Source organism: Pseudoalteromonas arctica (genome assembly GCF_012927645.1).
Lineage (GTDB): Bacteria > Pseudomonadota > Gammaproteobacteria > Enterobacterales > Alteromonadaceae > Pseudoalteromonas > Pseudoalteromonas arctica_A.
Map to the genome: position 1 here is coordinate 21,659 of NZ_JABBMT010000005.1, position 24,317 is coordinate 45,975.

Annotated in this window: 24 protein-coding genes; 10 read left to right on the plus strand and 14 right to left on the minus strand. The window is 36.7% G+C overall.

Features of this window, described 5'->3' with window-relative positions; genetic code table 11:
- The first annotated feature begins 425 nt into the window (after nucleotides 1-425).
- The 10 genes from HHO47_RS04585 to HHO47_RS04630 all read left to right on the plus strand — a co-directional run bounded on the left by HHO47_RS04585 (nucleotide 426) and on the right by HHO47_RS04630 (nucleotide 10,747).
- Nucleotides 426-1,403 (plus strand): flagellin, encoded by a 978-nt coding sequence (locus tag HHO47_RS04585; RefSeq protein ID WP_169019227.1) that lies wholly within the window; start codon nucleotides 426-428, stop codon nucleotides 1,401-1,403.
- Nucleotides 1,404-1,568: 165 nt separating this feature from the next.
- Nucleotides 1,569-2,549 (plus strand): flagellin, encoded by a 981-nt coding sequence (locus tag HHO47_RS04590; RefSeq protein ID WP_169019228.1) that lies wholly within the window; start codon nucleotides 1,569-1,571, stop codon nucleotides 2,547-2,549.
- A 77-nt stretch (nucleotides 2,550-2,626) separates the two neighbouring features.
- Entirely contained in the window at nucleotides 2,627-3,061 is a 435-nt protein-coding gene (locus HHO47_RS04595) for a flagellar protein FlaG (RefSeq protein ID WP_211183613.1), read from the plus strand.
- A gap of 31 nt (nucleotides 3,062-3,092) precedes the next feature.
- A complete protein-coding gene (gene fliD / locus HHO47_RS04600) occupies nucleotides 3,093-4,502 on the plus strand; it encodes a flagellar filament capping protein FliD (protein WP_169019229.1) in 1,410 nt (469 codons plus the stop codon).
- A gap of 28 nt (nucleotides 4,503-4,530) precedes the next feature.
- Nucleotides 4,531-4,959 carry a flagellar export chaperone FliS gene (fliS, locus tag HHO47_RS04605; RefSeq protein ID WP_149981556.1) on the plus strand — a complete coding sequence of 143 codons (429 nt, stop codon included), beginning with the start codon at nucleotides 4,531-4,533 and terminating at the stop codon, nucleotides 4,957-4,959.
- Nucleotides 4,949-5,248, plus strand: coding sequence for a hypothetical protein (locus tag HHO47_RS04610; RefSeq protein ID WP_169019230.1), 300 nt, complete (start codon nucleotides 4,949-4,951; stop codon nucleotides 5,246-5,248). The genes fliS and HHO47_RS04610 overlap by 11 nt, the downstream gene beginning before the upstream one ends.
- Before the next feature lie 9 nt (nucleotides 5,249-5,257).
- Nucleotides 5,258-7,339 (plus strand): motility associated factor glycosyltransferase family protein, encoded by a 2,082-nt coding sequence (locus tag HHO47_RS04615; protein WP_169019231.1) that lies wholly within the window; start codon nucleotides 5,258-5,260, stop codon nucleotides 7,337-7,339.
- A 2-nt stretch (nucleotides 7,340-7,341) separates the two neighbouring features.
- On the plus strand, nucleotides 7,342-8,649 hold the full coding sequence (locus HHO47_RS04620) for a DUF4910 domain-containing protein (RefSeq protein ID WP_169019232.1): 1,308 nt from the start codon (nucleotides 7,342-7,344) through the stop codon (nucleotides 8,647-8,649).
- Between the two features lies 1 nt (nucleotide 8,650).
- Nucleotides 8,651-9,316 (plus strand): class I SAM-dependent methyltransferase, encoded by a 666-nt coding sequence (locus HHO47_RS04625; RefSeq protein WP_169019233.1) that lies wholly within the window; start codon nucleotides 8,651-8,653, stop codon nucleotides 9,314-9,316.
- Nucleotides 9,317-9,367: 51 nt separating this feature from the next.
- The gene (locus tag HHO47_RS04630) at nucleotides 9,368-10,747 is read left to right on the plus strand and encodes an FAD-dependent oxidoreductase (RefSeq protein WP_169019234.1); all 1,380 of its coding nucleotides are present in this window, start codon (nucleotides 9,368-9,370) and stop codon (nucleotides 10,745-10,747) included.
- Here HHO47_RS04630 and HHO47_RS04635 read toward each other — a convergent pair.
- The 14 genes from HHO47_RS04635 to HHO47_RS04700 are packed head-to-tail and all read right to left on the minus strand — an operon-like array spanning nucleotide 10,729 to nucleotide 24,314.
- Nucleotides 10,729-11,559: an AAC(3) family N-acetyltransferase gene (locus HHO47_RS04635; RefSeq protein WP_169019235.1), complete on the minus strand. Its 831-nt coding sequence runs from the start codon at nucleotides 11,557-11,559 to the stop codon at nucleotides 10,729-10,731. The genes HHO47_RS04630 and HHO47_RS04635 overlap by 19 nt on opposite strands.
- Nucleotides 11,556-12,290 (minus strand): hypothetical protein, encoded by a 735-nt coding sequence (locus HHO47_RS04640; RefSeq protein WP_058559738.1) that lies wholly within the window; start codon nucleotides 12,288-12,290, stop codon nucleotides 11,556-11,558. Before HHO47_RS04640 ends, HHO47_RS04635 begins: the two co-directional genes overlap by 4 nt.
- Nucleotides 12,283-12,540 (minus strand): hypothetical protein, encoded by a 258-nt coding sequence (locus HHO47_RS04645; protein WP_145239482.1) that lies wholly within the window; start codon nucleotides 12,538-12,540, stop codon nucleotides 12,283-12,285. The genes HHO47_RS04640 and HHO47_RS04645 overlap by 8 nt, the downstream gene beginning before the upstream one ends.
- The gene (locus HHO47_RS04650) at nucleotides 12,540-14,000 is read right to left on the minus strand and encodes an AMP-binding protein (RefSeq protein ID WP_169019236.1); all 1,461 of its coding nucleotides are present in this window, start codon (nucleotides 13,998-14,000) and stop codon (nucleotides 12,540-12,542) included. The genes HHO47_RS04645 and HHO47_RS04650 overlap by 1 nt, the downstream gene beginning before the upstream one ends.
- Before the next feature lie 30 nt (nucleotides 14,001-14,030).
- Nucleotides 14,031-14,750, minus strand: coding sequence for a nucleotidyltransferase family protein (locus tag HHO47_RS04655; protein ID WP_169019237.1), 720 nt, complete (start codon nucleotides 14,748-14,750; stop codon nucleotides 14,031-14,033).
- Nucleotides 14,747-16,195 (minus strand): PfkB family carbohydrate kinase, encoded by a 1,449-nt coding sequence (locus HHO47_RS04660; RefSeq protein WP_169019238.1) that lies wholly within the window; start codon nucleotides 16,193-16,195, stop codon nucleotides 14,747-14,749. Before HHO47_RS04660 ends, HHO47_RS04655 begins: the two co-directional genes overlap by 4 nt.
- Nucleotides 16,192-17,247, minus strand: a complete 1,056-nt coding sequence (locus tag HHO47_RS04665; protein WP_145239471.1) for an alcohol dehydrogenase catalytic domain-containing protein — start codon at nucleotides 17,245-17,247, stop codon at nucleotides 16,192-16,194. The genes HHO47_RS04660 and HHO47_RS04665 overlap by 4 nt, the downstream gene beginning before the upstream one ends.
- 3 nt (nucleotides 17,248-17,250) lie before the next feature.
- The gene (locus HHO47_RS04670) at nucleotides 17,251-18,099 is read right to left on the minus strand and encodes an FkbM family methyltransferase (protein WP_145239468.1); all 849 of its coding nucleotides are present in this window, start codon (nucleotides 18,097-18,099) and stop codon (nucleotides 17,251-17,253) included.
- Nucleotides 18,099-19,877, minus strand: coding sequence for a thiamine pyrophosphate-binding protein (locus tag HHO47_RS04675; protein WP_076923528.1), 1,779 nt, complete (start codon nucleotides 19,875-19,877; stop codon nucleotides 18,099-18,101). The genes HHO47_RS04670 and HHO47_RS04675 overlap by 1 nt, the downstream gene beginning before the upstream one ends.
- Entirely contained in the window at nucleotides 19,878-20,648 is a 771-nt protein-coding gene (locus HHO47_RS04680; RefSeq protein WP_145239465.1) for an SDR family oxidoreductase, read from the minus strand.
- Nucleotides 20,648-21,703, minus strand: coding sequence for an alpha-ketoacid dehydrogenase subunit beta (locus tag HHO47_RS04685; protein WP_169019239.1), 1,056 nt, complete (start codon nucleotides 21,701-21,703; stop codon nucleotides 20,648-20,650). The genes HHO47_RS04680 and HHO47_RS04685 overlap by 1 nt, the downstream gene beginning before the upstream one ends.
- Nucleotides 21,693-22,649 carry a thiamine pyrophosphate-dependent dehydrogenase E1 component subunit alpha gene (locus tag HHO47_RS04690; protein ID WP_169019240.1) on the minus strand — a complete coding sequence of 319 codons (957 nt, stop codon included), beginning with the start codon at nucleotides 22,647-22,649 and terminating at the stop codon, nucleotides 21,693-21,695. Before HHO47_RS04690 ends, HHO47_RS04685 begins: the two co-directional genes overlap by 11 nt.
- Entirely contained in the window at nucleotides 22,649-23,341 is a 693-nt protein-coding gene (locus HHO47_RS04695) for a class I SAM-dependent methyltransferase (RefSeq protein WP_248290928.1), read from the minus strand. The genes HHO47_RS04690 and HHO47_RS04695 overlap by 1 nt, the downstream gene beginning before the upstream one ends.
- Complete coding sequence (locus tag HHO47_RS04700) at nucleotides 23,319-24,314, minus strand: GDP-mannose 4,6-dehydratase (RefSeq protein ID WP_169019241.1); 996 nt, start codon at nucleotides 24,312-24,314, stop codon at nucleotides 23,319-23,321. Before HHO47_RS04700 ends, HHO47_RS04695 begins: the two co-directional genes overlap by 23 nt.
- Between the last annotated feature and the right edge of the window lie 3 nt (nucleotides 24,315-24,317).

Below are 24,317 nucleotides of genomic sequence, written 5' to 3' on the forward strand. Positions count from 1 at the left end.
TTGTGAAGCGACGTCAATTAATTGACTGAGAATGTAGCGCCTTTGTCTAATGGGGTATTAACAAAGGCGCTGAAACGGATTGATAAAGCGGAGGTGCTTAAAAATCCTGTATTGTTCTAACATTTGTAAGAACATAATTGTTAAAGCACAAACTATGCCAATAGTAAGTGTTATACATACCCACTCTCAAACTTATCTTCAAAGGGCCTTATAGGCCCTTTCCTCGTTTTTTATAATTCAATGCACTCTATCTATAAAGTTGGCCTAAAGATTGCTGAATACTTATTAAGTTTTTAAATTAACCTGCAAAGTGGCAGTTTTTTGCCCCAGGCCAACTTTAGTTTGCCACTGTAACGAGTCACTTTGTCAAAACACCATTCATTACAAGAATGGCTTTAATTTGACAGATAAGAAGAGAGTTTATTATGGCTTTATATGTAAATACTAATGTTAGTGCGTTAAATGCACAGCGTCAGCTATCAAATACGGGAAATGACTTAGATACGTCATTTAAACGTTTATCATCAGGGCTACGTATAAATAGTGCTGCTGATGATGCCGCTGGTTTGCAAATATCGGATCGTTTACAATCGCAAATTTTAGGCTTAAACCAAGGTAATCGTAATGCTAATGACGGTATTTCTCTAGCGCAGACAGCTGAAGGTGCGTTGGAAGAGATTACTAATTCATTCCAACGAATAAGAACACTCTCACAACAAGCTTCGAATGGTTCTAATACCGATGAAGATCGCCTAGCTATCCAAGAAGAGATCCGCCAATTATCTGCAGAGGTTAATCGAGTTGCAGCCGATACCACATTTGGTGGTCAAAACTTATTAGATGGAAGTTATTCGGCAAGTTTTCAGGTTGGTGCTGATGCTGTGCAAACGATTGGCTTTAGTATGCAGTCAGTAGGTGAAAATAGTGCCGGAACTCCTAACTCAATTGTGGGTAATGATGGTTTTACGCTTTCAGGAATTGCGGGTATTGCAAGTGCTGTTAGTGGGAATGGTTACGGTGTATTAGCTGCTGGCATCAGCTCTATAGGCGGGGTTGCTGCTACAGCAATTACTTTTGCTGATATATTTACGGCTGATGGAATTACTGTTTCATCACAAGCTAATGCGCAAGCAGTGTTTGCTGGTATGGATGCATTAATTGCTGTTGTTGATAAAAAACGAGCTGAATTAGGTGCGGTACAAAACCGTTTTCAGTCAACCATTCGTAACCAAGCAAATATATCTGAGAATTTAGCCTCTGCTAAATCAAGAATTAAAGATGCTGATTTTGCAATGGAGACAGCTAACTTAACTAAAAACCAAATTTTACAACAAGCGAGCCAAACAATATTAGGTCAAGCAAATCAAAGGCCTCAAGCAGCATTAAGCTTGTTACAGGGTTAAAATTAAATAAAAGTTAAATAAATTTATAAATAAAGCTAAAGTTTCCGTTTTATCTGACGATAACTGACTTAGAGAACTAAAAATCTAGGACTCTCAGTCTGGAGTAATAACAGGGTAGGGGTATCCCGTTGTTATTCTATTTAAAATGATAAAGCGGAGGCTATTATGGCTTTATATGTAAATACTAATGTGAGTTCATTGAACGCACAACGCCAGTTGATGAAATCTGGTAACTCGCTCGATACATCCTTTCAACGCCTATCATCAGGTTTTCGTATAAATAGCGCGAAAGACGATGCTGCAGGCATGCAAATATCGAATCGTTTAACTTCTCAGGTTAACGGTTTAAATCAAGGAAATCGTAATGCCAATGATGGTATTTCTTTAGCTCAAACTGCTGAGGGCGCTCTTGATGAAGTAACATCAATGTTTCAACGTGTTCGAACGCTTGCGCAACAAGCGTCAAATGGTTCGAATACTGATGAAGATCGTTTAGCGATCCAAGAAGAGATTCGTTCATTATCAGAAGAAGTAAATCGTGTAGCTAAAGATACTACATTCGCAGGGCAAAACTTACTTGATGGCACTTATGATGCTAAGTTTCAAGTCGGGGCTGATGCAGTGCAAACAATCGGTTTTAGCATGAAAGATGTAGGTACCGACACGACGCAAACAGATGGTAGTGGTTACTCTATTGAAGTTAATAACGGATTTACACTTTCAGGTATTGCGGGGATTGCAGCATCAATTGGTGGTGACACGCTTTCCGCTTTGGCTGATGGTATAAGTGATATCTCAGGTGCTGCTAATGATTACTCGTTCTCTACAACGTTTACCGCAGATGGGATAAGTGTTTCATCACAAGCGAATGCACAAGCAGTGTTTGCTGGTATGGATGCAATGATTGCGGTAGTTGATAAAAAACGTGCAGAACTCGGTGCTGTGCAAAATCGTTTTCAATCAACGATTCGAAATCAATCTAATATCTCAGAAAACTTATCTGCTGCACAGTCTCGTATCAAAGATACTGACTTTGCTGCCGAAACAGCTAATTTGACTAAATCACAAATATTACAACAAGCAAGCCAATCTATTTTGAGTCAAGCAAACCAGCGTCCACAAGTAGCATTATCGTTACTAGGCTAGACGGTTAATTAGGTCATTATTGAGATATTGTCTCGGTAATGACTTATACTTTGTTTGTATTTTGAAGGAGAGCTACTATGGCTGACTTAGGTGGAATAATTAAATCGAGTGAAAACGTCACCGCTAATTCATCTTTTACAAATAAAAATGAGTTAAACGAAGCAAGTAAAAAAGCAACTGTTGAACAAGCTGGTACAAAAATTGCTGGTAGAGAGCCCGCACTTGTTGATGATAGTCAGCAACTTGATTCTGAAAGTGAAAGAAAAGCATTGATCGACGAAGTGAAAGAAAACTTAGAGAAATTAAATAAATATATACCTGTGACGGCAACAAATTTGAAGTTTGAATTTGATGAGCAGGGCGATCCGCCAATAATCAAAGTGTTTGATAAAACAAGCGAAGAAGTTATTCGTGAAATTCCAACTGAAGAGTTTAGAGAAGTTGCTAAAGCTTTAGATGAATTTGCCGATAAACTTACTAGCAAAGGTTTGTTACTAAATCAAACCGTATGATATTTTTTGGAACAGATAGTAGGAGAGAAGTATGCCACTTATAACATCTGCAGGTATTGGATCTGGGCTGGATCTCGAAAGTATCATTAAAGCAACTGTTGATGCCGAAAATGTTCCAAAAATGAATGCTTTTGCAAAAAAGGATAAGTCGTTAGAAGTTGAATTATCTTCAATAGGAGAGATAAAGTCTGCGTTATCCAAGCTACAAGACACAATAAAAAAGCTAGCAGATCCTGATAATTTCAATAAACGCATAGCCAATATTAGCCAACCTACTAGTGACGACGGCGATTTAATTGCTGTTACACCGACAAAAGATATTACGCCTGGTAATTTTAAAATTGAAGTTTTAGCACTTGCTCAAGGCAGTCGCGCGACATCAAATGCTGGTTTGTTTACGGCAACGGATGATGTGGTTACTGCTTCTGGAGGCACCTTGTCATTTGCTGCTGGAGACAAAAGCTTTGACCTAACTCTCGATGCAGGTGCGACATTAGCTGATTTGCGTGACGCAATTAATGACTCGGATGATAATTTTGGTGTAACAGCAAATATAATAAATACTGGTACAGAGTCAAAGTTGGTTCTTACTTCAAGTGTAAGTGGCGCTAATAATGACTTGGTAATCACCAATGATAATGCTGAGCTTGATAATGTATCCACTGATGCTAATGGTGGAGCTCCTAATAGCGGTGGTATTGGTATAGCAGATGAAAATAAAGCAAAAAGCGCAGTAATTAAAGTTGATGGTATTGAGATTACCAATGACACCAATACGTTTAAAGATGCTGTACAAGATATGACGATCACCGCTAAACGACAAAGCGTTGATGGAGAGACGGCAAAGTTGGCTGTTAGCTATGACCGTGAGAGCGTTACAACATTAATTGATGAATTTATTGCTAATTATAACAATGCTATAGGGCAGTTAGGTCTGCAATCGAGAGTCGGTAAACCTTTAAATAGCGATGCAACCATTCGTACTTTGAGCTCGCAAATGGTCAATATGCTTTCTACAAATTTAACGGATGCAGGGCCTTTCACAAGTATTTTCGATATTGGCTTGGGTGTTGATAAGAAAGGTTATCTAGAAAAATCAACTTTAGTCCGCAGTTTAAATACAGCAATGGATGAAAATTTTGATGATATCGGAAAGGCTTTTGCTGGTGAAAATGGTGTTGCTAAACAGTTCGAATCTTTTTTAGATAATTACGTAAGTTCAAAAGGCATTTTAAAGCAAAGAGAAGATAATTTAAATACACAGGTCACTGATTTAGAAGATGATGTGCTAAAGCATGAATTTAGAATGACCGAATTAGAAAGTAGGCTTAGAAAGCAATATGCGGGTTTAGATGTGTTACTGGCGCAAATGCAATCAACACAACAGTACTTAGGAGCGCAGCTTGCGAGCTTACCTGGATTTACAAGAAACAAATCATAAATGAATTTTGATTTAAAAGGGTTTTAATATGTATAACGCCAAAGTAAAAAATTATCAGAAAGAAGCACTCAAGACCCGTGTTGCCGGTGCTGATCGCTATGAAATAATTCAAATGTTAATGGCGGGTGCGATTGAAAAAATGGTGATGTCTAAAGTTGCTATTGAAAGAAAACATATGGAAGCGAAGGCCGAACATTTATCTAAAGCGACTGCTATTATTGAAGCCTTAAGGGGCTGTTTAGATTTTAAAGTTGGTGGTGAAGTGACTGATAATTTATATGCACTTTATTCTTATATGATAGATCGCTTAGTTGATGCAACAATAAAAAATGATCCTGCAATTGTTGAAGAAGTATCTAATTTATTGAAAGAAATAAAGTCTGCTTGGGATGCTATTCCTCACGACGTTCGAGAAAAAACACTTAGTGAAAATGGTATAGATGCTAATGTCGGCTAGTTTATTGTCTCAGTTAGCCCCCGATTTGTCTGTAATTAATCAATATTTAGCTGAAGGTGATATAGAGTCAGCTCAAAGTAAGTTACTATCAATTGATAGAACATTGAAAGCACTCTTTGCCTCACCTGAGAATCTCAGCGAAAACGATGTGTTATTTTTATCGGATTTTTCAATCAAATTGAATACTACGGTATTAGAAATAAGCCTCAAAAAACAGCAGGCTGCAAAAGAACTTGGTGTTCATATTAATACGCAAAAAAAAATAAATGTGTATAAAAATATCAAGTAGGTAACCGACATGATAAAGAATATAGATATTAATAACGAGCTTGAGCACATCTCAGAAAAACTTGAAAAAACTATTAAACATCAAGAAAGAGAGGCGATTTTTTCTACAGAAGCAAATGAGCGATTTGAAAAGAATTTTGAGTGTTTTGCTGAATTTTTCCCTGATATAGCAATAGCAATAAAAAACTTTAAAACCAAAGATGACTTTTGCTTACATGTTACAGAGTCCGGGCATGGTAATTTTATACCAAGTGGTGGAAGTACTTTACTTTATTCACAAGACCCAATGGCCCAAACTAAAAAACAAATACATATGCAAACTTCAAACCCCGCGTTCAGTTTTACTGATTACACGGGCTATCCAGAAAACGATGATGATACTCGTATTCATATTCGATACATGACCAAATTAACTCAATTTATGAAAAATGTTAGGGCTGAAGATAAGCCTCGACTAGGTAAATTACCCTCTTCGTTTCCTTCTGCTATTATTTTTGGTATCGGACTCGGTTATCATGTTCCGCTTCTTTTGGAGCAAACTCAATTTGATTATACCTTTTTAGTTGAACCAGATTTTGAACAATTTTTTGCGAGTTTATTTTGCACTGATTGGTTTGAAGTTATAAATAAAGTCAATACTGATGGGGGATGTCTATTTTTTCACTTAGGTGTAGATCATGAATCCTTTATAACGGATATTGAAAAAATAGCTGAAGATATCGGGGCGTTTTCCTTAGTTCGTAGCTTTTGTTATCAACATACACCTGGGGTTGAATTAAACGATTTAATTAAGCAATGGAGTAATGATTACTTTCGTTTTCAGTTTGGTCATGGTTTCTATAACGATGCAATAACAGGTCTAGCCCATTGTATCCACCATATTCGAAATAAAGCTGCGTTACTAACGAAGACGACCCAGGAAATGGACTTTGATACGCCTATATTTATCGTTGGTAATGGTCCATCACTGGATGAGGCTGAAGTTTTTTTAAAAAATAACCATCAAAAAGGGATCGTAATTGCTGCGGGAACGGCCATAGCGTCATTATATAATAAGGGTATCCCAGTTGACTTCCACGTATTAGTTGAACGGCCATATTCGAACTACAAAATTTTTGGTGATATTTTCCCTGCTGATGAATATAAAAAAGTGAATTTGTTGGGTCTGAATACCTTATATCCCGATACTAATAAACGTTATAAATGGGCAGGAATAGCGGGAAAAGGTAATGAGGCGGGGACATGTTTAATGGAAGTTTTATGTCTTACCCATATATATCAAGGCTTGCCGCTAATTCCTTTTTGCAACCCTGTTGTGGCAAATGCAGCTCTTTCATTTTTTTTACACATGGGGTTTCGTAATATTTATCTGTTTGGTGTTGATAACGGCAAACAGTTATCTGGTTCTCATCATAGTAAAGATAGCATCTATAAAGTAAATAACGATGATGATACGCTAGGGTATACATGCTTAGAGTTCGATGGAAGAGTGTTGAAAGGGAACCTAAGTGAGAGTGTAATAACAAATGATTTGTTTTTTGTGGCTCATGTGCAATTGGAGAAATTGTTAGCACATTATAAAGTAACAAGCTGTATTAATGTTGGTCATGGTGCCAAGCTTCAAGGGGCTATTCCGACAGCGGTAGAACATTTGATAGATATAGAAAGAGAGATAGATAAAGATCTGGCTATAAGCAATATAAAGAATGATTTTTTTACAGAATTGCCAATCGATGATGTTGAAGATAGGTTCATTGCTATTGATAAGCTTGAAGAGATCTGTGAACATTTATTATCAATTATTGATGAGAATATTACTGAACGTGCCACTGCGGCGAAACAGCTACAGCGTCAAGCAAGATATGTTTATTCGTTAAAAGGCACTACTCTTGGGCACATTTTTCACATTATAAAAGGCTCACTGTTATATTATCACTGCCCGATGATTACGCTTTTGTATCAATATGAAGACGAAGTATTTTGTTTAGAAAAATATAAACAGCTAAATAAGTTATGGAAATGTTATATCCAAGAGATAATGGCTGATTATAAAATCCACTATGATGAAAAATGTGACTTAGGAAAGGAATAATAGTGACAGATTACCAAGAATCAGAGGCTTTCTACAGTGAGTTATTTGATGAGCTTTTCCCTATTCTTCGTTCTATAACAGGTCCAGGCTTACGACAAAGTTATAGTATTCTCTCGCGGTATATGCCACTTAATATTTCTTCTATTGCTTCTGGTGAAAAAATATTTGATTGGACTGTACCTAAGGAGTGGCATTGTGAAGATGCTTATTTATTAGGGCCTGATGGAGAGAAAATTGCTGATATGCAGCGATTGAATATTGAGGTCGTTAATTACTCAGAATCTGTAGAAATAGAGCTTAGCCTTGAAGAGCTTCAAAAGCACTTATATAGCCTACCTGAGCAGCCAACGGCAATCCCTTATGTTACTAGCTACTATAAAAAGCGTTGGGGTTTTTGTATCGCTCATGAAATACGTGAACAACTTAAAGAGGGAACATACAAAGCTGTAATTAAGAGTCAGTTTGTAGATGGTTCGTTGGATATCGCCCAATCAGTTTTAAATGGTGAATCAAAACAAGAAGTATTACTAAGTTCATATCTATGTCATCCATCAATGGCGAATAATGAGCTGAGCGGCCCTTTAGTTCTTTTAGGCTTATTTAATCGTATTAAAAAATGGCCAAAACGTCGTTACTCCTACCGTTTTGCATTACACCCTGAAACAATAGGTAGTTTAGGATTGCTTCATTTAATGGGGGAGCATTTTACTGCAAACATGGTTTCTGGACTGGTTATTAATTGTATGGGTGGAGAACCTGAAAAATTAGTTTTTAAACATAGTCGGAATGATAATGGTATGCTAGATAAACTTTTATATCATCTAAATCAACATGATTATAACCATGAAAACATACAATTTAGTCCTTTAAGTGGTTCTGATGAAAGGCAATATAATTCTCCCGGCTTTCAATTGCCAGTGTGCTGTGTCAGCCGTAGTTTTCATTCTGGCTACCACCAGTATCATACTTCCCTTGATACTAAAGCGTTTATGGGAATAAAACCACTGCTTGATAGTATTGATCAATTAGAGAAAATATTTTTGGCGTTTGAACAAGCTGCGACTTTTGAGAATACACTACCTTTTGGTGAACCTAACTTAGGTAGTAAAGGGTTGTATCCAACGTTAAGTTTTTTTAGTAAAGAGCGTGTAAGCCAACTCGATGAGCTTAATCACATTAAGATGTTATTAAATTATAGTGATGGAGAGCACGACTCTATTGATATTGCGGATAAATATGGATGCAGTGTTTTAGATATGGCGTCTGCAATTGACAAGCTAGAGCAACAAACACTCTTGGTCATGAAGTGAAATGGGTAATTGGCAGAATATTTATCAGCAGGGCAGGCAATTAAATAAATACCCTTATGATGCAATCGTATCATTGGTGATGCGATTAAGGCACACTAATTCAAGTTTAAGCGCATTAGAGTTAGGCTGTGGTGCTGGAAATAATATCGTTTTTATGGCTGAAGAGGGAGTTGATGTTGCTGGTATTGATATATCTTCAGTTGCTTTAGATTTTGCTCAAGAGCGTCTAACAAGGTTACAACTTAAAGCTGATTTAGTTAATGGTCATTTTACTCAGTTACCTTGGCAAGATAATTCGTTCGACTTAGTGATAGACAGAAGCGCTTTAAACTGTGTTCCTCGCTCAGATATTTTAGTTGCCCTTAGTGAATCTTACCGAGTGTTAAAACCAGGCGGTTGTATATTTTCTATTATGTATGCTGATACTCATCCTGCATTTATAAACTCAGGATATCAGCATGATGGGTTTGCGCGACAATTTTCGCCGGATTATTTCTCTGACATTGATGGCCTATTTTTTGCTTCTAAAGCAGATGTTTGCGAACTATTCAGTAAATTTGCAATAACGCAGCAATCGTATGATGTTTCTTATGATCAGAACGATAAGATCACTTCTGCACAAAGAAGTATCGTTGCATATAAATCACCTATTGCTCAAATTACGTAATCATGAGTGGTTATCATATAGCTACTACTTACTAGTTTCTGGAGAATTATTATGCGAAATTCAGCTATCGTTGTTGGTGGTGGGGTATGTGGTTTAATGGCGGCATTACTACTCAAACAGTCTTTTAAAAAAGTTACAATAATTGAGCAAAGTGAGCGTGTTGGGGGATTATTTTGTTCTATAAAAGATGAGTTAGGTGCATATTATGATATGGGATCACATATACCGAACGCAACGGGCATAGAAGCGCTTGATACTCTGTTATTTGGCGAGCTAGAAAATCGTGATTACTATTGGCACGTAATAGAAAAACTGCAATCAGGTAATTACTTCGCCGGTGAATGGGATTTAAACTCTCCGTTTCCAGATAGTCACAAACTGCCAAGCGAAGAGTATTATCAAGGTTGTGCTGAGCTTATTCAAGCAACCTCTTCTAGTGGCAGTTCGCTTATACTCCCTTATTGCGAAGAAACATTAGGTAAGACGTTTACCCAGCATATAATCAAACCAATTCTGTATAAGCTCTATGGTAAACATACAGATTTAAATACATTAACGGTCGCTGCAGGACTGTTTGGCTTTACTCGCATACTTGCTTTTGAACCAGATGTTGCAAATGCACTGAAAAATATCCCTATTTTTGACGCTAAAATTGGATATCAAACGCTAGCGCATTTTCATGAACGACAAACTAAAGACAACTCTAAAACCCCAAATTACTTTTATCCATTAGAAAATAAAGGGATTGAGGCTTGGGTTGAGTATTTAGTAACTAAACTTAAAAGCGCTGGAGTTGAGATTGTACTTTCTTCATCAATAGAGAAGATAGAAACTAATGGGCGGCAGATCACGGGAGTGAAGCTTATTAATAAAACAGAAGTCCTTGATTGTCAGTTGTTATTTTGGAGTGCCCCTCCATTTATTGCTTTAAAAGCATTAGGCTTACCTTTAATTTATAACAAGCCAGAACTTAGAACTGCTATTGTATTTCATCTGAATTTTGACTTGCTTTTACTTGACCAAAAATCGCATTATTTATGGGTGTGGGATCATCAAACGGATATATTTAGGTTGACGTTATACCCTAACCTCAGCACTAAAAGTCAGCATGCGAACTTGTCGGCAGAAATATTATGCAGGCCAGAAGAGGTGGAGCAGTATGACGTGGATGAAATTGTGAATACATTAAAGAAAATGCAAGTTGTCGGCCAAGATGCTACATGTATCAGTCATATTAAACAGGTCATACATGGCACTTTTCCTGTGCCAACTTTAGAATTTGAAAAAAATAATCAAGCTAATTTTGATACATTAAAAAACAGTGTCGATAATATAATTATTTCAGGCAGATCAGGCGGTAAACAATGGCGACAAGCTGATGTACTTGTTGCCGCATATAACGATATAAACAATTATTTATCGACAGAATAAGAGACTTCTTTTCCATTATCAAAACGATATAGTTCAGATGGGTTACAGTTGAGCAATGCAAATTGGTTATCAGCAACAAAGTCTTTTACAAAATGATAAAGTTCTTTCATTTTTATTGTATAGATAAATGATCTTCCAAGTTGGGCTTGTTTCATAACCCCTGATTTTAATAATGCAGCTTCTAATTTGGAATAGTCTTCCCTATAGGCATTATTTATAGGGAAGCAAAAGTGGTAAAAAGTACCGTTTGCTTCTTCTCCATTTGTGAGTGTTGTCACACCGGTAAAGGGCTTATTAAAACGATAGTTCAAACCTAACATTGCTTCTATTTGAACAATCACCGTGGCGACTCTAAGACCAATGCCTTGCAGTACAAGCACTGTATCTTGTTCTATTAACCTACTAAACGTTGAGTGCTCTGCAAAGGCATAATATTCAGGCTTTTTGGGTAAACAAATTTTTGCCGCATCAGGGCCTAAACCGCATATAGAGAACAAAGGGTGTCCAGAGCGTACTACATTTTTTTGTTGTCTAAACCACTCAGGCCAATACCCTAAGACACATTTTTGTGAGCGTAAATCTTCTTTGCGACTGCGTGGAAATTGATAATTAAACGCTGGCATAAATATATTACCGTTATCACCAACTGCAGTTTTAAAGCAGTTTAGGAGCGCCTTAGGCACTTCTTTTACTGAGTGATTTTCTATAGCGCCAAGTGTAAATAATGAAGAGTGTATAAACACACTGTCATTCATGTTGATACCAACTGAATGTAATGTTGCGATAATTTGTTCTTGGCTGATACTTCTCACAAAAAGTCCTCATTACCGAAAGCTGCTTTAACTTCGTCGTAGATAGTATCAATTCTTTTTGAAAAAGCGGGATCTTTCCACGGCTTGCCTGATAGAATCATCCATTCATATTTAGCAATAAACTTTTTTTTCTGTGATTCATCTAAGGTATCAATGAAGCCCCCCATTTTTTCTTTGAGGCGGTCTACAAGTTCCTTTAAACATCTAAAGATAAACACAACTTCAGGATCACGTAACAATGGTTTCATAGAAACTGTAAGTTCACGTTTCAACTTTATGGCTTGCTCTCTAACTAGCGTACATTTATGGTTATTATCTGGATCACGGTAAAAAAGATCCATTAAAGCGGAGTACTCAAAATCAATAACAGTACCAAACGCATCTACTATAGGGAAATAGGGATATATTCTGCAAACTAAGGGTCTGTGTCCATGGGGTTCGCATAAACCACCACATTGGCAAGAGAGCAAATAGATACTGAAGCTTTTACCGTTTGAAAGCGTAAATGTACGCTTTTTAGCTGGTGTAGTAATATTTTTAATACCACCAATAGATTTATAGTACTCATACTCATTTTCGAGAAGAGGTAAAGATACACCACTTTTGTCTAGGATATTAAAATGCTCTCCGTAAAAATTTTTACAACAGTAGCCACCGCATGTTTTCCAACACTCAGGGGCATTCACATATTCCGTATTATATATTTCTTGCCAATTCACTTTGTTAGGCATTAGTAGACTCACTAAGTAGCTTTATTAGGCCACTGTAAGATGTAAATTGCACAGGGTCAGCTTCTTCGAAATCAATATCAAGGTTTAAGCTGTTTTCTATTTCCATTAACATACTAATAAAATCAAGCGAGTCTAAAAGACCTAAACTTATTAAACTATTTTTTTTATCTAATGATATGAGTATGTCCTGACCATGCTTTTCTATTAATTTATTATTGATAGCTTGTTCAATCGAATTTGTTAAGCTCATTATTTCTCCATCATGGTATGTAGGGCGCTTTTATCAATTTTACCATTACTATTTAGTGGCATGGAATCGATCCATATAATCTTTTTGGGCACCATATAAAGTGGCAGCTGTTGCTTTAAGTAATCAATCAGTGTTTGTTCAACTTCTTTATCGGCTGGATTACAAATAAATAAAGTCAAACTTTGAGGTTGTTGCCTCGGAGTTGCGATAGTGTGTACTAAAGGGTTTGATAAAAAGTCTTGTGCTAATGTATTTACTTCAGATAACTCAACACGGTATCCCTGAATTTTAACCTGGTCATCTACACGGCTGATATAATGGAATATCCCCTTATCATCACACTTTACCAGATCACCACTACGATAATAGGTAATATTATTTGTTGTAAGTAAGCATTGCTGAGTTTTAATACTATCATTCAAATAACCAGAAAATACTTGTGGACCTGAAATTAATAATTCACCTTGCGGATCAATTTTAAAGTCCATATATTTTAAAGCCTTACCCAGAGGGATGAAATTACTACCGCTACTATCGTTACAATCAAACACATATCGACTACAGGCAATTGTTGCTTCAGTTGGCCCATAAAGATTAATAATCTGACTGTTTGGTGCTGCTTTTTGCCACTGAGCAGCTAGTGTTCGTGGTAATGCTTCGCCACAAAACTGGCTCACACGGAGGCTTGGATAGGCATCACTTTTGAGCATGCCTAATTTAGCCATAATTGATACAGTAGAAGGTACACTAAACCACACTGTAAGCCCGTGTTGTCTGATGAATTTACCAGGAGCAAATAAAGCTGCTTCAGGTAAGACATAAAGACAAGCACCTTGCAGCCAAGTAACAAAAATATCATGCATGCTAAGATCAAACGTAGGATCAAATACTTGGCTTACCTTATCAGTGTTGGTTAGCGGTAAATGTTCACACATAGTGCGAACATAACACTCAAGGTTTGCTTGAGTAATAGGTACGCCTTTTGGTGCGCCTGTTGAGCCAGAAGTAAATAAAATATAAGCAATACAGGAGGGGCGGTAGCGAGTTTGTAATTGTTCAGTTGGTACAGTGTCTTTATAAACTAAATCCTCAAGGCATAAAAATAATATATTGGGGAGAGCGCTTTTTAATTGCTGGCTAATTGATAGATATTTTGTACTGTATAAAACATACTGTAAATTGCTTTGCTCTATGATAGAGAGCAATCTTGCTATTGGGAGTTTTACTCCAAGCGGTATAAATGTTCGTGAATCCAAAGCACAGGCAAGTACAGCGCTATAATAGTGAGTATCTCGGTAACTTAAAATACCAATTTGCTCAGCTTCACTGATTGCACTCGTGTTAATATTCTTAGCGTAATTTGCAAGTTTTTTATAGGTAATGAACTTATTATCAACAAAAAGTGCAGGAAGGTTTGCATAACTTACTATGCTATTGTTAAGTTGTTCTGATAACTTCACATTATATCCTAGTTTTTATTTATCTTACTATTAAGCAGGTTTGTTGATAGCAAGCAACTCAGTTTGGAGTTTATTATAAGCTTCGGGTGTGCCAATATCGATATATCTCAGGGGGGTTTTATAGCTATAAAGACTGCCCACTAATAAAGGCACCATGTCGAGGCTTATCTCATAGAAGTTTTTCTGTTTAAAGTGTGCAAAGTATTTTTCATACACTCCTTCGGAGAATAAAAACAATGCACCGCTTGCTAGATTACTTGGTGGGTTAGATACTTTTTCATGAAAACTGTGTATCACACCCGATGAATCTAATTCAACGATACCACATTGGGAAGGTGTTTGTGTTTCGAATAGTAGAAGAGTTGCATCACATTTTTTCGGCCTTTTGTTATGGACTTCTAAAAAACGAGTGAGGTTATCTTCACAATAGTTATCAGCATGAATGACTATTGTGGGACTACTTCGCCAAAACCCTTTATTACTAATCAAAGTTCCGCCAGTACCGAGTAATTTAGTCTCTCTAACGAGTGTTATTTTATTACGATATTCGGATGTTGATACAAATTCTTCAACTTGTTCAGCGAAATAATGTACATTAATGAGTATGTCGCTGACACCAAGTTTATCGAGTTTTTCTAACCAATAAGCCAATAAAGGCTTGCCATTAATAGGCACTAAACATTTTGGAATTGTATTAGTCAAAGGTTTTAACCGAGTGCCTAATCCTGCTGCTAGCAATATCGCTTTCATATATTTTTGAATGACTCCAGTACTCGTTGCTGGAGCGTGTTAAAAGACAGTGGCTGATTTCCTAGTGTATCTACTTGGCAAGCGGCTGCAATACTTGCAATATAAAATGCCTGCCACGGTGTTGCACCTGAGCACAAAGCAAGGCTACTGGCAGCTAAGAAGCAATCACCAGCTCCCGCAGGATCAACCGCATTACGGTTAATCGCAGGAAGCATATCATTTTCCCATTGGCCATTTTGATCTGGTAGATGGATAAAAATACCTTCTCCCGCAAGGGTAATAACCAACGACATCGGATTAGCTTTTTCACACAGTTTTTGCGCTAAAATAGGTAGACCATCATCAATGTTATTCAGAGCAACACGGACTTCTTTTTCTGTTGGTGTTATTAGCATCATATCTTTATAACGGGCAATGTCACCAACTTGAGAAGAGGTTTGGCTGTCTGCGACAACACGTACATTGTTTTCTTTGCATAAAGCAATGACTTTATCGACCAGAGTTTGAGGTAATAATCCATAATTAAAATCAGAAAATACCAGTAAATCGAAGTTGTTAATACTACTTTCAAGTTGCAAGTATAAATCGGTTTGAATTTCTTTAGAAATTTTATGCTGTCGAACTTGATTGACCCTTAGAAGTGTTTTATTCCCAGCTCTATATCGTGATTTTAATGGTGTAGGGCGACTGCCATCATCGAAAAGTATAGTATCAATATTGTATGCGTTAATATGATTTTTTACGTAATCAGCTTTATCATCTTTGCCAAGTACCGAGAAAAGCGTAACTTGATTAGCTCCTAGCCCTTTTATATGACCTGCTGTAATTGCTGCTCCGCCTAAAAATGTATCCGTTCTATCTGGTGTCATCACTATGGTAGGATCCTCCTGAGATAAGCCTACCGCAGTACCTTGGATATATTCATCGACGATTATTTCGCCAATTACAGCAACACGGTTTTCACTAAATTGAGAAAATACCGTGTTGATTGATTGATAATCAAACTGATGCCTTGTTGCATAACTTTGGCATTTTTTGTAATCAAAGTTATGACCATGGCTTATTGTTCTTGTAATATATTGTTCGGAATTAGATTCGAACTCACCAGAGCCAAAAATAAGCTTTCCTCCGTACATTTCAACAAGAGCATGCTCAGGATTGTGCCTACTTTCAAACTCTTTACCTTTCACGACAATATGAGGCTTGAGGCTCTTTACGGTTTCTGCTGGAGTTAAATCTGATAAAAATGCTTCATTCACACATTCGAGGGATTGAACCATCTCTAGGCGATGTTGTTCGTTTACCCGACTCTTTAACCCCATAGATTTGTCGCTGTTAACAGCAACAATTAGTTTATCACCACACTCTTTTGCAAAACGAAGTAAGCGAATGTGGCCAGGGTGTAAAATGTCAAAATTTCCTTGAACAAGGACTTGCTTATTCATACTTCAATATTCTCAAAAGTAATGATGGCTCTGGTAATTTCTCTTCGTTCGAGCGCCGATATTGCTTCATTGATTTGATTCAAAGAATAGCGATGGCTTATCAAAGAATTAATAGATATTTCAAGTTTTTGAATAATATCTGCAATCGATTTTAAATCTTTGTCTGGATTACAATTACCTCCCCAAGTTCCAAAAATTTGCTTTCCACAAATTAGTTGATGAGGATCTAACTTTATAAAATCGCCAGTTTTTGGATGTGAGGCAAAATAGCATTTACCGCTGTTATGTATATTATTAAAAGCGAATTCTATGGTTTCACATAGTCCAGCACTCTCAATAGCATAATCAAAGCCGTTAGGGTGTTGCTCTTTGAGTAAAGCTAGGCTTGCTTCTTCATATAAATAAGCTTCATCGGCGCCTAGTTGTAGTGCTAAGTCACATTTAGATTGTTCAATATCTACAACTATGATTTTTTTTGGTCTGAAATGTTTAAGCATTAATAGTGCACTTATGCCTATACCACCTAGTCCGATTAATATCACATTACTATTAGAGTGTGGTTGTATCTGGTTAAGAACCATACCGGCTCCTGTGGGGAGGGCGCAACCGAGTAAAACAGCTAACTCATTTGAAATACCTTCAGGGCAAATGGTTACTCTATTCTCAGATATAACAGAGTACTCTGAAAAAGTCGTAACTGGACCTGCATTGATAATTTGACCCTCTTTGCTAATTAGATGTGTCCCACCGGAATCGATTCCACTGCCTTTTAGCCAACCAAGAACGACACGATTTCCTTGTTTAACCTTGGTAACACTATTGCCAACTGCTATTACTTCACCTACACCTTCATGACCCATTAAGTGGGGCAAATACTTGTCTTCTCCTCTAAGGCCTTTACTCTCCATCAGCTGGCTTCTACACAAGCCAGCCATATGCATTTTCACCAGAACTTGATTATCTTTCAAATACGGTATTTTTAAATCGAGTAGTTGAAGGGGCTGCTCTATATCTATTAATACACCTGCTTTAAAATAAGTTGGAATATTCATATTTTACCAAGGCATCTTATTTTTACTAGAAAGGAAAACACTACCTTCTCTATGACTTAGGGGTAATTCGGCAAGAGAGTTCACTTTTTTCCAATCATTTTTTTGAAGAAAAATATTTAAGCCGACTTGTAAACTGTAGTCGAAAATAGTTTTTGCATTTTTTTCGCCATTAATTTCCATCATAAAATCAATTTTTAAAGCGTCCTCCGAAGAAATTGAAGTTAATACATCTGCTTCTTGACCTTCAATATCAATTTTAATTAAGTCAAATTCTTTAGCTATATTACCTATGTTATTAACTTTAACTTCAAATTTATCTAGCTCTCCATAGGGATTACTTTTTGCGCCGCTCAAATGACTTCCAGTTAAGTTTCCACATACTCGTGTAAATTCAGCTTTGCCATCAAAACTTGCCGCGGCTTCATTTATTGGCTTAATCTTTTTACAATTATTTAATTCTAGGTTTTGTTTTAAAACGCGGAATGTTTCAGGGTCAGCTTCAAAACATGTAACTTGATAATCTAATAAGCTCAGCACTATTGAATGCAGACCGATATTAGCGCCAAGATCTAACACATTCTTATAGTTATTTTTATTTTTCAAGTAAAAGCTTAAAATGATTAGCTCATCAATACCAAACAAATGAGTCGTATTAATATTGCCCATATCGTAATACGGAAGAGAAAATGTAATATTATCCGTTAATAAAAATGTTGGTGTTGATGTCGTGTTATAAGCGCTGGCAATTACTTTTGATAGTTTTTTGTTAAGAAGCTGGTAATCACTGCTTGATTGTACGTGTGATTGTGTATTCCTAGCTAGCATAACCAGCTCTTGGTGTAAGTTTATCATTATAGATTTTCCTTCAAACTGGGTATAAGCATAGCTTTTTTTTGTTTTATGTAAGCAAGTTCAGGGCTCATATTCTCTAATGGATTGCCATACTTGATAATCGGTTCATATCTAAAGTTTGGGTTAATTACTAATTCGATAAGCTTTGGCCCTTCTTGATCCATGCGAAGGTGTAAACGTTCTACTAATAATTTTAATTGCTCATTATTTTCAACTTTTTCAGAGTCGATCCCATAAGCTTTAGCAACTTCAGAAAAATTTATGTGAGGCAAGCCATTATTACAATCAGCAGAAAAATAATTTGAGTCTAGCCAATCATCTTGGGTTTGTTTTATCATACAATGACCACTATTGTTAAATACAATAATAATGACTGGAAGTTTCAAGTGATTTAACGTTGAAAGTTCTTGGATATTCATTTGCAAACCACCATCGCCAACTATACAAAATACTTCTTTTTCTTTTGCTAGGGCAACACCAATCGATGCAGGTAAAGCATAGCCCATGGGGGTATTATTATATGAAGAAATATACTGCTGGCCTTTTTTCTCTTTACCGTAGACAAGAGTTAAAGGTAAGCAAGTACCTGTATCCACACATATATTTTGGTCATCACAGAAAGCACCACTAAACAACTCAACAGCTAAATATGGGTTTACACCACCGTAATTATATTCAGGTATGTAGTTAAACTCTTGTGTGACATCCGTAATATAATTTAGCCACACATCGTTATTTTTAAATATTTCAATTAAATCTTCACAATGCAGTGAAAAAGCATCTAAAAAAACTTGAACAGATACAGGAAATTGATAGTTGATTACTTTGCCTAATTGGGCAAATTTCTCTATTTCATTATGGTCAATATCCACCATTGCGATTTTAGCTTCACGTGCAAAAGTATCTAATTTTGCTGTGGCTTTTGAATCTAGTCTGCACCCAATAGAAATTATAAAATCACAATTTTGTAAAACGATATTATTCCCACGTAAAGAATGAGTTCCAAAATTCCCTAGATTTAGCTCGTCATCATGATTTGCAATCCCTTTGAGCGGCCAAGTTGATAGAAAGGGGATTTTTAGTTTTGTTGCAAGTGAAATTAACCGTTCTGCTGAGTTATGGCACCCAGCACCAAGAATAAATAAAGGTTTTTTCGCTTGTTTTAATGACACTATGAAGTTATTAAATATGTTTTCTTGAATTACTTTATGGTTTACAGTTGATTGATTAAAAGCTTCAAATGGTATTTTTTTTATATCTAATATCTCTCGCTGAAAGTCATCAGGAATATCTATTAACACAGGCCCTGGCCGGCCACTTAATGCTGCTTTTATAGCTTCAGGTAATACAGTGATAATGTCATTAGGTCTTTTTAATTGTATTGCGTACTTTGTTATTGGCTTTGCCATAGAAACAATATCGGTTTCTTGGAAACCATATTGGCGAACCCCTAATTTATGCGATTGCCTAAATGAAGCTACATTTCCAGTTATATGTAAAGTAGCTACAGAGTCAAAGTAGGAGCTTGCGATACCTGTTAATAAATTTGTAGCGCCTGGGCCTGATGTGGCTATAGTCACGCCTAGTACATGGTGTGTTTTTGCATAACTATCAGCAGCCATCGCACATGATTGCTCATGTTGCATTGCAATAGCTGAAAGCGAAGGGTGTTTTTCAATTGAGTCAATTAAATGTAAAGCAGCACCGCCTTGCAGAACAAATACATGCTTGATATCTAATTGAGCAAGGTAAGATGCAATATAATCCGTTAGTTTCATTTATGTATGCTCTTTATTGAGTCTACGCAATTTGTAGATATTTGGGTTTTCAAGAGACTCCAAAAAATCCTCATGAAAAATTTCTTTGGATGCAATGCTATAGTTTCGTCCACTAAACTTACTATTTGCATTATCAAGAAGAAAAATTAAGGAGTCGATGACCAGTTGCATAGACACAAAGTCATTTTCCTCATATCTTCTGGCTGTTTCCTTATATGCTTCCGGCACTATTTCTTTTGCGTGGAGTGTTTGTTGGTGAATAGGTGTATCTACCCAGCCAGGACCAACATTTAGAAAGATTAAATCGGGATATTCAGCAGCTAAAACTTCAGTCATTTTTATTAATGCTACTTTCGCATTTATATAAGAGTTGAACTTCGTCGGGGCGCTATTGACGCCTCCGCCAGCAAAGGTCAGGATTTTGCAGTTTGATTTCATTTTTAGAACTGCTGAACTTAACACTTGCACTATAGATAAGTAATTAATTCTATATGCATTTTCCCAATCGTCATAAGAGCAATCTGATAGAGAACCGATTGGCTCGAGTGTGCCATGAACAAAAATTATACTATCATATATTGAAAAGTTCGTTTTATGGCACCAATCGTCAACGTTTTTTTGTGAGCTAAAATCAACTTTTGTTAGTTCAGCAAAATCTAAGTTTGATTTTCGCCCTCGATAAGTACCGTGAATAATCGTATTTTGGCTTAAGCGCTCAGCAAGTGCTTGCCCAATACCACTATTTATTCCTGTAATTAATACTCGATTCATTAAAACGGGCCTTTAAACCAGTTACCAGGAACATCGTGAGGAAATTCTACATCTTCGGTCATAAATATTTCCCTATCAAGGAGTTCAGATACAGCTTTAGTAATCTCAGTTCTGGTTTTGTAGTATTTTTTTGTTAATCCAAAGCTCGTAGGTTCAGGGTAAGAGGGGAGTGCTATTCGTTTTATTGGTTTTTTTAAGGAAGTAAAGCATGCTTCATATATTTTTGCTGAAATTTCACTAGAGACAGAAAATGAGTTATGTCCTATATCAGTGCATATGCAGGTTTGAGTCTTATTGACCGAGTTATAAATAGTTTGCCAATCAATATTTGTCGGTTCAGATACCTCAATTACCTCGCAGTTAACACCTTGTTTTTTTAGGAAGTTGTGGCAGTGTATGGCTTCTAGGAGCATATAGCTATTAGCGATGATAGTGACATCTTCACCTTCTTTGATGACTCTCGTTGTTTGCATGTTTGAGTTGTAATCGACGCACGTTTCTTTGTCGATGTTTTGGTTATGCAGCCATCGATGTTCAAGGAAAATAGTTGGATTATTATCCATTATACTTTGATAAAGTAGCTGTCCTACATTATCAGTTAAGCTTGGAGTAACAACTTTAAGTCCAGGGATATGTGCAAACCATGATTGCAAGCTTTGTTGATGAGTGGGTCCTTGACCCCAACCCCTACCTATGATTAAACGTATTGTTAAAGGTACAGTCATTTGCCCATTAAACATGTAGTGCCACTTAGCGGCATTATTTACAAGTTGGTCCATGGCAAGCAAGAAAAAATCGACTCGTTGATGGGTCATTAATACACGTGTGCCAGTAATAGCTGCGCCAATCCCCACACCCGTCATTGCATTTTCAGATGTTGGCATATCAAAGACACGGTCTGAGCCAAACTTTGATTGTAAGCCTGTAGTTGTACCAAAAATAGCTTTTGGATCATTAATACCTAATCCCATACAAATCATGTTATCGTCTTCAGCCATGGCACAGTGCTGTGCTTGGTTTATTTCTTCAGCGAATGTTGTTGTTTTATTTTGCATAAAGAAACTCTTCGTTTAACTGTGGATTTGGAAAAGGGCTATTTTCAGCAAAAAGAAAAGCATCTTCTATTTCATTTTTTATTTTGATAATCATTTCGTTATGAGTTTTCTCGAAATGTTGATCTGCTGATAGTTCCGCGAATAATAATTTTAACGGATCTTTTTCAAGCCATGTTTTGACTTCACCTGCGGCTCTGTAGTTTAAGTCATCATCAAAATTAGGACCGCAATGCTCTCTGTGACGATATGTATCAAGCTCTAAGAGTGCTGGGGCATTATTCTTTCTAATATATTCAATAGCACTCTCAACGGCATGGGTTAGTGGTATTAAAAGATTTCCATCAGCGTGAAAGCTTTCAACTCCAATTGATTGCGATAAATCCGTAATGCTTCTATTAACCGGCTGGCGAACTTCTAATGGGCTATACACTGAATAGCGGTTATTCTCACATATGAATAATATAGGAAGAGATTTAACTGCTGCAAAATTTAACGACTCGTAAAAAGCGCCTTCTTCCGTTGCACCGTCACCAAAATAACTTACGGTCAAAAAATTGCTATTTTGTAGTTTTTGACTTAGCGCACTGCCAACCGCCAGTGGTATACTATTACCCACAATTGCAGTGCTAGCTATAAAACCGCAATCCAAGTCTGTTAAGTGCATAGAGCCACCTCTGCCACCTGTGCAGCCTGTCGCCTTGCCATATAATTCAGCTATCATTTTCTTTAATGATCCGCCTTTGGCTAGATAGTGGGCATGTGCTCTATGTGAACTGAAAGCCTTATCATCTTTAGATAAAAAATTAGAAACAACGACAGGTACTAGCTCTTGACCTATTGACAGATGTGTCGGGCATCTCATTTCTTGCTCAGGGTAGCGTAAGGCTATCATTTCTTCTATTTTTCGAATTCTTAATGATTCGAAATATGCATCAAGTTTTTTCATTAGGGTATAAACCAATAAAAATCGCCAGTGTAGCCTGTATCTTTGAAAAACTCTTTCCACTGATCAACATGCATCATTGTTTTGGCTGTTAGATTCCAGGCTTCCATACGTTCTTTTTCTTGTTCATTTCTATATGCATCAACAGTAATAAATGCGTTAGCTTTAGAAACTCGCTCTATTTCTTGCAGTGCTTTTGCACATTTATTAAGGTCTAAATTATGAATAGTGTTAATTGATATGACAGTATCAAAACTATTGTCTTCGAAAGGTAATTTAGTAGCGCAACCTTGTTGTAATAAGTGCTTTACTTCCTGTTTGGCATTGTCTAATGCGTAATGGGATATATCTATTCCACTTAATGTCATTGTTGGTAGCTGTTGTAAAATATCATAAAGCATAAATCCTTTTGCACAGCCTACGTCTAATAAACTGCTATTTTCTTGTAGGCCAAAGTGCGTAATAAAGTCAGGCACGACTGGCTGCCAAAATCTTGAATGATAGTTAAAACCACCATAGCCGTGCTCTCTATCAGCATCAAAGAATTCCTTGTCAAATTGGCGCGCTATTGCTCTAACTGCTTCACTTTTGGCTTCTAATCTACCAGAAAGATCACGCTTAGACTTAGGGTAATTTTTTAGTAAATCTATTTCTTGTCCTATCATGATTGCCTCAAGGTTTGTGAATATAGTCATGTTCTTGCTTGGCGAGTACATCTAAATTTTGCTTCATCCAATAAATTGTACGTTCTAAGCCGTTTTCTAATGAAATAGAGTCTTGCCAATTTAGCTCGGAGCGAATTTTTTTTGTGTCTAATAAATATGCTGCATCTTTTCCTAATCGATCTTCAGTCGATTGGCACACTTGTTCAAATGGGAGCTTAAGCATATTGCAGATTGTTTCAACGAGTACTCGAATAGAGATCATTTGATCTGTTGAAATATGGTAAATATCACCATTTTTACCCTTTTCGCCAATAAGTTGTGTCGCTGAAGATACATCGTCAATATGTATAAATGATCGTGTTGAATGCCCTCCGCCATGCAGCTGTAATTTTTTGCCTAGTAGGGCATATAAAATAGTACGAGGGATTATGCGATAAAGCTGTTGGCCTTCACCATAAACATTGGCAGCTCGTGTAAATACCACTGGAAAGTCATAAACATCTGCAAATGTATGTAGACTCATATCTGCAGCAGCACGGGAGACTGCATATGGTGTACTGGGTTGATAATTAGTATGCTCTGGTACTAATCCGTTACAACTACCATAAACTTCGGGAGTTGATATATGGATGTATTTTTCAAGGAAATCTAATTGTCGGAGAGAATTGTGTAACTTGATCGTTGAAACAGTGTTAGTCATAAACCAATGTTCAGGATGTTGCCAGCTTTGACCAACCATGCTTTGTGCAGCAAAGTTATAAATTTTTTTAATTTTTTTCTGTTTAACAATATCAATAATTTTTTGCAGATGATGATTTATATCCAGTTGGCTAAATTGCAATTTATCTGCATTTTTTTGCCAACTATATGGTAGTAATGCTGAATTAGGTTCTGATGAGCGACTAACAGCAACAATTTGCTGATCATTTTTAAGCATATGCGCACAAAATGATGCCCCTGAAAATGAATTGCTTCCTAAAACTAAAATTGATGAGTCATTCATAGT